At 37.6% G+C, this 13,370-nt stretch carries 13 protein-coding genes; 9 read left to right on the forward strand and 4 right to left on the reverse strand.

The genetic code is table 11. The features are described 5' to 3' along the window. The first annotated feature begins 5 nt into the window (after positions 1-5). Positions 6-656, forward strand: a complete 651-nt coding sequence (locus AEA09_RS01010) for a response regulator (protein ID WP_053582063.1) — start codon at positions 6-8, stop codon at positions 654-656. Positions 657-801: 145 nt separating this feature from the next. Here the strand turns inward: AEA09_RS01010 and AEA09_RS01015 are convergent, their stop codons facing one another. The 4 genes from AEA09_RS01015 to AEA09_RS01030 all read right to left on the reverse strand — a co-directional run bounded on the left by AEA09_RS01015 (position 802) and on the right by AEA09_RS01030 (position 4,511). Then, entirely contained in the window at positions 802-1,692 is an 891-nt protein-coding gene (locus AEA09_RS01015) for a cation diffusion facilitator family transporter (protein ID WP_053582064.1), read from the reverse strand. A gap of 82 nt (positions 1,693-1,774) precedes the next feature. Continuing rightward, entirely contained in the window at positions 1,775-3,106 is a 1,332-nt protein-coding gene (locus AEA09_RS01020; RefSeq protein ID WP_281176680.1) for a hemolysin family protein, read from the reverse strand. 406 nt (positions 3,107-3,512) lie between these two features. Next, entirely contained in the window at positions 3,513-3,929 is a 417-nt protein-coding gene (locus tag AEA09_RS01025; protein WP_053582066.1) for a hypothetical protein, read from the reverse strand. 378 nt (positions 3,930-4,307) lie between these two features. After that, entirely contained in the window at positions 4,308-4,511 is a 204-nt protein-coding gene (locus AEA09_RS01030) for a YheE family protein (RefSeq protein WP_053582067.1), read from the reverse strand. 189 nt (positions 4,512-4,700) lie between these two features. Between AEA09_RS01030 and AEA09_RS01035 the strand changes: the two genes are divergently transcribed. The 8 genes from AEA09_RS01035 (at position 4,701) to AEA09_RS01075 (ending at position 13,309) form a co-directional block, all read left to right on the forward strand. Further along, a complete protein-coding gene (locus tag AEA09_RS01035; RefSeq protein ID WP_053582068.1) occupies positions 4,701-5,843 on the forward strand; it encodes a DUF445 domain-containing protein in 1,143 nt (380 codons plus the stop codon). A gap of 16 nt (positions 5,844-5,859) precedes the next feature. Then, positions 5,860-6,204, forward strand: coding sequence for a YlbF family regulator (locus AEA09_RS01040; protein ID WP_053582069.1), 345 nt, complete (start codon positions 5,860-5,862; stop codon positions 6,202-6,204). Positions 6,205-6,379: 175 nt separating this feature from the next. Next, positions 6,380-7,042, forward strand: coding sequence for a ribonuclease H family protein (locus AEA09_RS01045; protein ID WP_053582070.1), 663 nt, complete (start codon positions 6,380-6,382; stop codon positions 7,040-7,042). A 652-nt stretch (positions 7,043-7,694) separates the two neighbouring features. Next, positions 7,695-9,200, forward strand: a complete 1,506-nt coding sequence (locus AEA09_RS01055; protein WP_053582072.1) for a coproporphyrinogen III oxidase — start codon at positions 7,695-7,697, stop codon at positions 9,198-9,200. A 60-nt stretch (positions 9,201-9,260) separates the two neighbouring features. Further along, positions 9,261-10,391, forward strand: coding sequence for a glycerate kinase (locus AEA09_RS01060; protein WP_053582073.1), 1,131 nt, complete (start codon positions 9,261-9,263; stop codon positions 10,389-10,391). Then, complete coding sequence (locus AEA09_RS01065; protein ID WP_053582074.1) at positions 10,388-11,566, forward strand: MBL fold metallo-hydrolase; 1,179 nt, start codon at positions 10,388-10,390, stop codon at positions 11,564-11,566. The genes AEA09_RS01060 and AEA09_RS01065 overlap by 4 nt, the downstream gene beginning before the upstream one ends. Further along, the gene (locus AEA09_RS01070) at positions 11,553-11,801 is read left to right on the forward strand and encodes a DUF3006 domain-containing protein (protein ID WP_053582286.1); all 249 of its coding nucleotides are present in this window, start codon (positions 11,553-11,555) and stop codon (positions 11,799-11,801) included. The genes AEA09_RS01065 and AEA09_RS01070 overlap by 14 nt, the downstream gene beginning before the upstream one ends. 323 nt (positions 11,802-12,124) lie before the next feature. Further along, positions 12,125-13,309: an S-layer homology domain-containing protein gene (locus tag AEA09_RS01075; protein WP_053582075.1), complete on the forward strand. Its 1,185-nt coding sequence runs from the start codon at positions 12,125-12,127 to the stop codon at positions 13,307-13,309. The last annotated feature ends 61 nt before the right edge of the window (positions 13,310-13,370 follow it).

Raw genomic sequence — 13,370 nt, forward strand, 5'->3', positions numbered from 1 at the left:
CTAAAATGATACGTGTATTAATAGCAGACGATCATCATGTGGTCCGTCGAGGATTATTATTTTTCTTAAAAACACAAAAAGATATTGAGGTAGTTGGTGAGGCGAAGAATGGTTTAGAAGCAATCGAACTAGCGGAAAGCGTACAGCCAGATATTATTTTAATGGATTTAGTGATGCCAGAGATGGATGGCATTCAAGCAACGAAGCGCATTAAAGCAAAATTTCCTCATATCGAAATATTAATGCTGACGAGTTTTTCCGATAGAGACCACGTCGTACCAGCGATGGAGGCAGGTGCAGCAGGCTATCAGCTAAAGGATATTGAACCAGACGAACTTGTATTATCAATCCGACGAATTATGCGCGGCGAAAATACAATTCACCCTGAAGCGACAACGACACTCGAACAAAATCGCGAGGAAGCAGAAAATGCACCGCATAATATAAATCCGTTAACACCTCGTGAGCAGGATGTATTAGCTGAACTAACAAAGGGCAAAAGTAATCGTGAGATTGCCTCTTCATTATTCGTTACTGAAAAAACAGTGAAAACACATATATCGAATATTTTTACAAAGTTGCAAGTACAGGATCGCACGCAGGCTGCTTTGTATGCGGTGAAGCATGGGTTGACAGAGGGAAGCGGCATAGCGTAATTGACCTAATAGAATCAGATAAGTAAAAACACCTTTCGTTGAATAGCGGGTATAGCTACATACCTAAAATCAACGAAAAGTGTTTTTTTTATGTGTTTCAGATTATAGGGTCAGTTTTCTGGTAGGAAGCTTGTTTTCGTTTGGTTTAATCGCTTGTTGGAGGGATTTCCCCAACATGTGGCTCGATATGCACGAACACATGACAAAATCGGTTTTCTCGCATGACGGTATGTTCAATTACCTCTGTAATGCGGTGGCTTTCATAGACGTTTAAATAGGGATTCACCGTTACTGTAACATCGATAAAATACATATTGCCGTGTGCACGCCCTTTGAAATCCAGAAGTTCAATGACACCTTCAACATTGCGGATTAACACAGATAACGTTTCAACTTCTTCAATATCAAAGGCATCTGTTAAGCTTTGAACCGCTTCCCAAAATATCTCCACGGCTGTTTTCATAATAAGAAATGCGACGACTAAGGCAGTAAGTGAATCAATTATTGGGAGGCCAAAAATAGCGCCGAAAATCCCAATAGCTGTACCGACACTAACGAGCGCATCCGAGCGATTATCATAAGCAGCGGCTTTGACGGCAGCACTGCGAATTTTTTTCGCTAATGCTAAATTGTAACGATAGACAGCATACATAATGGCTCCACTGCCAATGGCAACGTAAGCTGTAAGAAGCGATGGTGTTGTGCCAGTTGGTTCCCATAAACTTTTGAGGGAATTAACAAGTACCTGTAAACCAACGATTAGCATGATAAACGAGGCAACGAGAGAAGCGACTGTTTCTGCACGTAAATGCCCATACTGGTGATTAGAATCAGGTGGCTTTTGCGAAATACGAAGACCGATGAGGACAGCAATTGACGCAATAATGTCAGTAGTATTATTGAGTCCATCCGCTTTTAATGCCTCTGATGTACCGATATATCCGATTGTAAGCTTTGTTGAGCTCAGTAATAAATATGTACCAATGGACAACCAAGCGCCTTTTTCCCCTTGACGTAAATTTGTATACAGCTCCATTTTGTTTCCTCCTCGCAAAACTTTCGGACATTAGAAAACGACCCCCTTATATGAAAGGGAGTCGCTTTAGCATGTATTTTATTTAGACTTTTAATTCCTCGTTCGCTAAATCAAGTTCAGGTAATTTCAGAACTTCTAAGTATAAAATATGGTGACCGTCTGATTCTTTAACAGTAAATTCATGGCCTTGTGCTTCAATGCTATCACCTTCAAGAGCATCAAAACGTTTTGTCATGAACCAACCGCCAATTGTATCGATATCATCATCTTCTATGTCAGTACCAAGCATATCATTCACATTTTCTAACAGCATTTTCGCATCTAAAATATAATGATTATCTGCAATTTCTTGTACTTCAGGAATTTCATCATCATCGAATTCATCTTGGATGTCACCGATGATTTCTTCGATAATATCCTCAATTGTTACTAAACCGGATGTTCCACCATACTCATCCATTAAAATGGCCATATGAATACGCTCACGTTGTATTTTTAGTAATAGATCGTTAATTTGCATTGTTTCCATGACACGAATAATCGGCTGCATATAATCAAGTACGGGTTTATCACCGTTTGCAGGGTCTTTAATGTAAGCAGTTAATAAATGCTTCATGTTCACTAAACCGATAATATGGTCCTTGTCGCCATCAATAATTGGGTAGCGTGTATATTGCTCAACACCCATAAAATCGAAGACTTCTTTAATCGTTAGCTCTTTGTCGATACCAACGATTTCAGTACGTGGTACCATGATTTCTTTTGCAAGACGATCAGAAAACGCAAAGATACTGTTTACGTATTCATATTCTGAATTATTAATTTCTCCACCCTTTAAACTATCCGATAAGATCATACGTAGCTCTTCTTCTGTGTGTGCTACGTCTGATTCTCCCATCATCTTTAAGCCGAACAAACCTGTTAAAGCACGTGCTGAGCCATTTAATAATTTAATGATTGGATACGTAACGGTATGGAATAAAATTAATGGGCCAGAAAATTTTAATGTTACTAATTCTGCTTTTTGGATGGCTAAAGTTTTTGGCGCCAATTCCCCAATAACGACATGCATAAACGTTACAAGTGAGAATGCAATAATAAATGAAAATATAGATGAGACACTACCAGGTAGATTTAAAAGCTCAAATAATGGGTGTAAAATAATTTCAAATGTAGGTTCACCCAACCAACCAAGGCCAAGTGCAGTAATCGTAATACCTAACTGACAGGCAGATAAGTATTCATCTAAATTTGAAACCACTTTTTTTGCTTTTTTTGAATTTCTAACACCTTCAGCAACAAGCTGATCGATACGTGTAGCTCTCACTTTAACTATTGCAAACTCCGTTGCAACGAAAAATCCTGTCATAATAATAAGAAGGGCGAATGCCGCCAACCTTATGGTTATCTCCAATATGTCTCCGTCCAAATAATTCCTCTGTTCCCGCCCAAATGAGGGAAGTAAACAAAGTGTACACCTCCTATGATTTTAAAAATTGTTGGATGTTTCAATCATAAGTTATTTATAGGGAAAACACAAATATTGACAACCCATTTATTAACGTGTTCGTATAAAGGAAGGCATTTTAAAAAAAATTTATTTCCAGACGGCAAATGATTGAAAATCAAAAAACTATATGCTACCTTTAAAAGGATTGAGGATAGTTTGTTTAAAGAAAGAAGCATTTATATCTCAAATAATACGACACGTCAAAAATCTCAAGAGAGCTTTACTTGCTGATTTTTTTAAATGAATTATTTTCTATATGCAACGAATAAAGGTTATCTCAAAATTATTTTGAGATAACCTTTTTTCTTTTTTACTGATTGAAACGTAATTTTAAGCAAGCTTTTTCTAAATCATGAAGCGTTTCTTTAAGTGGAACTTCTTCTGTAAATTTTGAAATGATGATTGGTGCTTTTTCTGTTAAGCCTTGCTGTGTTAAAACATAATTTTGGCTTTTGTATGATATGTATAAATTCTTTCCTGAGCGTTTGCCCATCGATATGCTTGTTTGTGTTTCAAAAAGTGCTTTCAATTGGTTACAGTATTCGTTGTAAAAGTTACCACTGAACCCAGAAAGCATTTCAAATTCTTTACTAGTCAAAGGACCTGATTCATCTATTAATTCGGAAATTTTATCGGAGAATTCCGAAAAATGTTCTTTTACTTTAGCCCGAATTAAAGCTTTTGAATTATAGTTATTTAACTCACTCGACAATACGACTTTATTCATTTAGAAATTGCCCCCTGCATAAAAACATTTAATATTAGTTAATATTTATTAAATGTATAAGAAAAATACAAAAATATCAATATAAATAAGTTTAATTTAAAAAGAATTATTTGAATTTATAGTAAAATATATATATGTATATTATTTTGCTTGAAATATAAAAAGAGGCTTTTTACTATAACTTGAGGTTGATTTCCGTTCCGGCTGTGCACTTTCCGGGGGCGTCCGATGAGCCGCTTCGGGGCAACAGATGTTTTTTGTAGCGAAAGGCGAATGCCGTCAGCTACACTCGCCCAGCCTCCACTCCAATCAACAAGCATTCTAAGATTAATATCCTTTAATCAAATGTCATTCCTGACTTTTGGTGATAAACCTTTATTAATCGTAAATGTGAAATAGCATGAGATCGTGAATCAGTTTTTTTACATCTTCTTCATCGGATGGAATAGGACCAATCCATTGGATAGAGCCGTCTTTTAAATATTCGGCAGCGTATCGTTCACGTTGATAAAAGAAGGAAATTGTCCAGCCAGGTAATTGTGTATTTTCAAATAATGGTTTAAAGCTAAAATGTTGAATCATTTGCATACTCCATTCTTGAATGTATTTATTTATCATTATTCAAGGATAGCGGTAAATTTGCAACTAGACATTTTATTATGGGGGATTTCTTTCACGAAATTTCACGGCTCTGCTATAATAAGTGCAAAGAGCATATTCTGAAATTTTGGAACGTGCCAAGATGAATTCGATTGAAATGAGAGGGAGCTAATGGATAATTTTCTAGTAACATTACTATTTATGGCAGTTATCGGTGCAATAATAGGTGGAGTAACGAATCACCTCGCGATTAAAATGCTATTTCGTCCACATGAAGCTATATATATTAAAAATTGGCGGGTGCCATTTACACCTGGGCTGATTCCGAAGCGACGTGATGAATTAGCAAACCAACTTGGATTAACAGTTGTAAATTACTTATTAACGCCTGAAACATTTAGAAAGAAATTTTTCTCGAAAGATATCCAAGAAAAAGTTGAACAGTTTGCACAAGTTAAAATTGAGGAAACGATTTTTACGAATGATAAAACGATTCAGGATTGGTTGGATTTAGCTGGGTTTTCTCATGTACCGATGACCATTGAGCAAAAAGTAGAGAGTATCGTTGCAGGACAATTTGAATCGTTGAAAAATACATTATCCACGAAGTCCATTCGTACACTGTTATCAGCGGATATTCAAGAAACAATCGATGCTAAAATTCCGGTAGTAGTTGGTCATATTTTAGAAAAGGGTGAGGATTATTTTTTATCCCCTGAAGGCGAAATGACAATTAAGGCAATGATGGATGATTTCTTATCATCGAAGGGGTCCCTTGGTGGCATGATCAATATGTTTTTAGGCGATTCCTCGTCACTGGTGAGTAAGGTGCAACGTGAGCTTGTGAAGTTTTTACAGTCACCAGGTACCACTGAATTATTAACAAAAATTTTCGTTCAGGAATGGGATAAATTAAAGGACCGTCCAGTAATAGATTTCTTAGAAGATATCCAATTTGAACCGATTTTAGTTAATTTACAAAGCTATGTAAAAGAGCAATTAGCAGTAGCGGAGCGTTTAAATCATCCGATTGCGTATTATTGGCCAGAGGGTAGCACATGGATGAAGGAAAGCGTTGTGCCTCGACTAATCGAAAAAGCATTTATACAAGCTGAAGCGAAACTAGAAGATGTATTGAAACGATTAAATTTAAAGGAAGTTGTGCGTGAGCAGGTCGATTCTTTCCCAGTTTCGAAACTAGAAGAGCTAGTACTCGGTATTTCGCAGCGTGAATTTAAAATGATTACAGTACTTGGTGCGGTACTCGGTGGTTTAATCGGTATTGTACAAGGCTTAATCGTTAATTTAATGTAAAAAGGAGAATGTGATTATGATTAATATTTATAATGAAATTAATGCGTTAGAGGCGACATTCCGTAAAACAGAGGAATTTGAGGCATTACAAGAAGCGGTTGCAGTCGTGAAAGCGGATGAAGATGCACTAAAGCTATTCCAAAACTTCCGTAAAGTACAAATGAATTTACAAGAAAAGCAAATGGCTGGTGAAGAATTGCAAGAGGATGAACTTGTCTATGCACAAAAAACAGCACAGCTTGCGCAACAAAATGAAAAAATCTTAGCGATGCTTGAGGCAGAAATGAAGTTAAGCTCAGTTATTGAAGAAGTGAACCGTATTTTAGTAAAACCTGTGCAAGCGTTGTATGAAGGCATTTAGTTTGCACTTTAGTTGAATGTTCTACAAAAAAATTATAAAGAACAGGTGTCTATAAGCCAAAGTGATGGTTTAGAAGGCACCTGTTCTTGATTGTTTAGATGTACTTTCATAGATCCAATATACATTGGAGAAACTAATATTAACGCGTAGATTTACTGGTGTAGGAGGCTTGATGATGAAGGTTTGTATCGAATGGATTTATAAAACACCAAAAGGAGCGGAAACTACTTTTCGTTCTGGGGAGATGCCTGCAGCACAAGGACTGTTATTTGCAGAGGATATGGAGAGGACTGGACGTGCAAAACACGTGATCTTTATAGATAGCTACAACATTACATGGACGGTCAAAGAAATGAAGGCGTATTTAAAAGAAGTGGAAACTGAACCACATAACATAACAGTCTATTTCGATGGAGGCTTTGACCGCGCTACAAGCCAGTCTGGTTTGGGGTGTGTTATTTATTATGAGCAAAGTGGAAAGTCATACAGGCTACGAAAAAATGCATTTTCTGCGGAACTCAAATCAAATAATGAGGCAGAATATGCGGCATTATACTTGGGCTTAGTGGAACTCGAATTGTTAAATGTCCATCATTTGCCGATTCGTATCATAGGCGATTCCCAAGTGGTCATCAATCAGTTAAATGGAGACTGGCCTGCACTTGAGAAGGATTTGGTGAGTTGGGCAGATAAAATTGATGAGAAGCTAAAAGAACTTGGCATCAAACCCGAGTACGAGCTAGTATCTCGAAAATCAAATACAGAGGCAGACCGGCTTGCAACTCAAGCGTTGAATGGGATTGATATCACTGCTATGAGTGAAATAGTAACAGAGTAAATGATGAGTTAGTTTTCAATGAGGTATAGTGAGCGTAATAGTCAAAAAAGGAGTTATCTTTTTAAAGATAGCTCCTTTTTGCTTTATTCGTCACAAATTTCGGATACTTTTTTGCAAATTGTTCTATGTGTTGTTTAAAGAAATTAGAGTTAGAAAAGCTATATGCGAGACTCATTTCGTCAGAGTACATTAATGAATGATTAAATTGTTGTTGAATGAAGAGTTTTGTTTGCTTATAGCGTTCGTTAATGGAAATAGCCCCGTACATTTCAGACTGATCAAGGATATAAATAAAATCGCACAAAACTTTATTTGCCTTATGTTTGAGCTCGACTGAAATATAGAATGTTTTCTCGTCACACCGATCTAAATTAAAGCTATGGTACGAGATTTCTAGGAGGTGAAAGAATTTTGGTAAATTTGAAGAATAGCGTTCTTGTATGAGGACCATAAGCTATCGCTCCTTTTATTTGCATTATACACGAGTTAGATAAAATGTCTAGCAATAGACAGTTTATTCTGACTATTGAAAAGTGGAATGAAAGTTCAGGTTTTGCATCTGGTAGAAGATATTTGTTAAACTATTGAAAGGTTCGTCGGCAAATGTCCGCCTAGTATTAGGAAATATTGATAGAAAAGAGCGAGTAAATAGATGAAAATCATTAAAATAAATCAAAAATATCCAGAAGATTGGATTCGGGTTTTAAATCATATGGCTAACTTATTTTTTGAGGATTCGAAACTAAAAGTAGATACAACTGAAGCCGATATGGAGGTGGCATTTAATTATCGTGTGGATGCTGATTTTTCTGTACATACAAGTGCAGTACTAGATATGAATGGTACTCGTTATACGAATGATTATAGCATCCAGTATGAAACAGATGCGCCAGAGCGCGAGCGCAATATTCGAATTAAACGTGCACTGTCGCATGTGTTTTTAGATGTGTTAGAGCAGCTTACTGGTATGCATCAACAGTGGGGTATTTTGACGGGGGTTCGTCCGACAAAGCTGTATCATAAGTTTCGTAAGGATGGAATGAGTGATACTGAAATTGCAGAAGTGCTTCAGCGTGATTTTCGATTGTCAGAAGAAAAGGTCGCGTTACTTCAGGAGATTGTGGCACGACAACTAGTGACGATCCCAGATTTAGATGATATAGGCAAGGGAATTAGTATATATATCGGTATTCCGTTTTGTCCAACAAAATGTGCGTATTGTACGTTTCCAGCTTACGCTATTGGAAGTAACCGTAAGCAAGGGCGCGTGACGACATTTTTAGACGGACTGCACATCGAGCTACGAGAAATGGGTAAATGGTTAACAGAAAATAATATGAAGATTACTTCGATTTATTGGGGGGGAGGGACACCGACTTCGATTGAAGCGGAAGAAATGGATGCTTTGTATCAAACGATGTATGAATCCTTCCCTAATCCTGAAACAATTCGAGAAGTAACGGTAGAAGCGGGGCGACCAGATACGATTACGCCTGAAAAATTAGAAGTGTTGAAAAAATGGGGTATTGATCGGATTAGTGTTAATCCACAGTCATATACGGATGAAACGTTAAAAGCCATTGGTCGCCATCATACGGTGCAGGAAACAATTGATAAGTTTTGGCTTGCGCGTGAATCAGGTATGAACAATATCAATATGGATTTAATCATTGGCTTACCAAATGAAGGTATTGAAGAATTCCAACATTCATTGGATGAAACTGCAAAAATGCAGCCAGAGTCGTTAACCGTCCATACGTTATCGTTCAAGCGTGCGTCTGAAATGACCCGCAATAAGGATAAATATAAAGTAGCAGATCGTGACACAGTTGCAGAAATGATGCGTATGGCTGAAGTGTGGACAAAGGAAAATGACTATGTACCATATTATTTATATCGCCAAAAAAACATTTTAGGGAACTTAGAAAATGTCGGCTATAGTAAAGCTGGTGAAGAAAGTATTTATAATATCGTAATTATGGAAGAAGTGCAGACAATTTTAGGCGTGGGCTGCGGGGCATCTTCTAAATTTGTTGACCCTGAAACGGGTAAGATTACGCAATTCCACAATCCGAAAGATCCTGCCGCGTATATCCTTACATTTGAGGAAGCGATAGAGAAGAAGATAGAGTTACTGGATGATTTATATAATATATAGGTATGGATGAAATGAGTGGTGTGAGCTACTCATTTTTTTCATAACTCTGGGGGTGATAGAATGCGTGTAGTAGTATGTCCGGATTCATTTAAAGGGTCATTATCAGCGATTCAAGTTGCAAATATAATAGCTAATGCTTTTCATGAAGTGGATGAAATGATAACAGTCGAATGCGTGCCGATTGCAGACGGTGGTGAGGGAACCATCGATGCATTTTATACAAGTCTCGGTGGCACGTTACGAGCCGTTACAGTGCATAATCCTATGAGGGAAAAGGTAAAAGCAAGTTATTTAGTATTACCTGATGGAATTTGTGTGATTGAAATGGCGCAATCAACGGGTTTACATTTAGTAAAAGAAGAATTACGCAATCCACTTGAGGCAACGAGTTATGGTATGGGTGAGGTGATTCGTCATGCACTTGATGCTGGTTATCGGGAATTTGTTGTTGGAATTGGAGGTAGTGCGACAAATGATGGTGGCTATGGCCTTCTTAAAGCATTAGGCCTGCGCTTTTTCGATGAACATGGAGAGGAACTAGCAGACGATGTACTCGCTTTACAGAAATTAGCGCGAATTGATATGACAGAGTTTGATGCACGAGTCGGTGAAAGCACTTGGAACATAGCTTGTGATGTGGATAATCCATTGCTTGGTGAAAACGGCGCAACTGCGGTATTTGGTCCACAAAAGGGTGTGACAATAGAAATGCATGTGCAGTTAGAGCGAGCACTTGCCCAACTTGCGAATGTTACAGCAAAGCAAGTAGGCTATGCTGTACATGAAATGGCAGGAGCTGGTGCAGCGGGGGGTGTTGGAATGGCACTGCTTGCATATTTTTCGGCTACACTTAAAAGTGGCATTGAAGTTGTAAGTATGACAACAGGGCTTGCAGATAGAATGGCACAGGCTGACTATGTCATTACAGGTGAAGGCTATTCAGACTACCAGACATTGAACGGTAAAGCACCACTTGGCGTAGCGAAATTAGCAAGGCAGAAGCGGATTCCTATTGTGTTATTGTCAGGAAAGGTTGCGGTTGATAGCATACCAGCACTGCATTCGTATTTTTCAATGATTATGCCGGTTGCAGATGAACAAATATCTACTTCCTTTGCGATGGACAATTCGGTAGATTTATTATTTGCGAGAGCCAAAGAACTTGCACAACAATTAAAGGAGACACTATGAAAAAACTAATGTTTGTACTTGCCACAATACTGATGCTTGCTGGCTGTACAGAAAATACTGAAACAAATAAAATACCAACTAACGTTGGGGACGAAATGCACGTGCATTTTATTGATGTAGGACAAGGTGATTCCATTTTTATTGAGTCGCCGGATGGAAAAACGATGCTGATTGATGGAGGAGTTAAGGGAGCGGGGGAAGAGATAGTCGCTTATTTGAAAGAGCAAGGTGTACAAAAACTCGATGCAGTAGTGGCGACACATCCTGATGCTGATCATATTGGTGGATTAATAGCTGTATTGAATTCAATGCCGATTGGACAATTTTATGATTCTGGGAAAGTACATACATCGCAAACCTTTGAAGAAATGCTAACGCTTATTGATACGAAAAACATCCCGTATAATATCCCGAAAACAGGTGACATCATATCATTTGATGAAGCGGTGTCAGTGAAAGTATTAAATGCAGATGAAATGGCATCGGATAATAATGATGCATCCATTGTGTTAAAAGTTTCTTATGGGGATGTATCATTTTTATTAACAGGAGATGCAGGTGTGGCATTAGAAAAAGAAATGGTATCACAAGATGTAAAGGCGACAGTCTTAAAAGCGGGGCATCACGGTTCAAACACAAGTAGCTCTCAAAGCTTTATTCAAACAGTGCATCCAGAAGTAACTATTTTAAGTTATGGTGAAGACAATAAATACGGTCATCCACATGAGGAAGTTGTGGAGCGTTTGCAGGCAGTTGGTAGCAAAATTTATGCAACAGCAGAAGCTGGAACCGTTATAGTGTCAACAGACGGGGTAAACTATGATGTAAGCGCAAAAGAGTCGTCGAATAACATAATAGCGACAACACCAGCTAAAAAAGAGGGTGTAGAAATTATTAGTAAAGATTTAGAGAATGAAATTGTCGCTATTCAAAACAACACCACAGAAGCAGTTGTTTTAAAGGATTGGCAGCTCGTTTCAATTGAAGGTAATCAAATTTTTAACTTTCCCAATGTAACGCTACAACCTGGAAAAATAATTTATGTAACGAGTGGTACTACCGCAAGTGAAGGACAAAATTATTTAAAATGGACGGGTAGACAGGTTTGGCTTAATGACGGAGATGGCGCACAATTACGTAATTCGGAGGGAGAGATTGTCAGTGAGCTCGACTAAATATACTTTAGATCGTATAGAGGATGGCTATGCTGTTTTTTTGAAATATCCGAATGAAAAAGAGCATGTAATCATTGCAATGTCAGCGATTGATAAAGAGGTTCAAGAAGGTGACCGTGTTATGATTGAAGAGATTGGTGACACCTTTCACATTGAAATTTTAAAAGAGGAAACAGATCAGAAAAAAGCAGATATACTGAGTTTGATGGATAAACTACGCAAGAAAAACAAATAGGATCATATGTGGGAGAGGTTGTCGCCGAAGGAAGCGGAGAGACGACCTCTTTTTGTGTATTCTTTTTTAGATGGTGGAAACTTCAATGAAGTAGATTGCTTTCTCTATTTTAGAAATATAAAAGCTATATAAAACGATGGTATTTAATGTTATATTTAGAAAAGGTGGAAAAATCACCTAAATTTTAGGGGTAGCATTTAGGTTAGAAAGTATATTGATTTTAGATTGCTGTTGATTTTTGTTCCGGCAGAACGCCCCCAGTCGAAACGGAAAGTACCCCCATATTTTGGTGATGAGCCAATGAAAAAAGGAGATGAAAGTTGTTGAAAAAATTACTAATAAGTTTAATTACTGTGCTATTGTTGTCATTCGTAAGTTTGCCATTAGTACAAGCTGCAACATTTAAAGATGTCCCTTCTACACATAGTAATTATGTAGATATTGATTTTTTATCGAGTAAGGGGATTATTCAAGGCTATAAAGATAGTACATTTAAACCTGAAAATTACGTGACAAACCGTCAGGCAGCGGTGATGCTAGTTCGTGCATTAAATCTTTTTGATGAAAGCTATACTAATCCAGGATTCTCAGATGTTCCAACGACAGATTCAAGCTATAAGGAAATTGCTATTGCTACAGAAAAAGGTTTCTTCCCTAAAGAATCTAAATTTTCGCCAAATGCTAATATAACACGTGAGTCAATGGCGCGAGCATTAGCAGTAGCCTATAATTTAACAGGCACTTCGGAAATAGTTTTCTCTGACGTACCAAAAACGTATTGGGCATATAGTCATGTTACACAATTAGCAGCGAATAATATTACTACTGGCTATAATGACGGTACGTTTAAGCCGAAAAATGAAGTAACACGTGCTCATTTTGCAGCATTTTTAACACGCGCAATGGACCCATCTAAACGACCGACAGTTGTACATAAACCAGCGACAGGATTGAATTTCTATGAAGGTTTAGTGCCACGTAATATTGTTGGGAAATCTTACTATTATATGATTTATGCAGATGGATTTAACAGCGATCCGATTGATACGATCACGGCAAACGGTAGTCAGGCAAGTGGTAATTTCACAGTAGCGTTTGATAGTACTGTATCGAAAGGATACATGGGTGCAGATTATGTAACACCAATGACTATGTCAGAAACTACTACTAGTTTTATTTTGGATCATTGGACTGCACCTCCTGTAATAGCGACTTATCCAATTACCGTTGGTGCAGAAACAACAACAAAGAAAAGCTTCCCTATTTATGAAGAGTATATTGATGAAGAAGGTATGTATATTGGCGAAAGTGAAGAGCCAATTAGCTATAATGACGTAACTGCGGTGAATAAAGTTGTTTCTATTAATGGTGAGAAAAAAGAATGGAAAAACTTAATTGTCATTGAACAAACGACAAAAGATGGTGTAAGTACATTCTACTTTAAACCAGATGTAGGACTAGTTTATTATGCAGCACCAGGAATGAATTATGTGTTAGAGGGTCAATAATATGAACAGCCACTTCTATACAAGCGTTTGCTAGTGTAGAAGTGGCTTTTATTCATGTGAA

The organism is Lysinibacillus contaminans, assembly GCF_001278945.1.
Lineage (GTDB): Bacteria > Bacillota > Bacilli > Bacillales_A > Planococcaceae > Lysinibacillus > Lysinibacillus contaminans.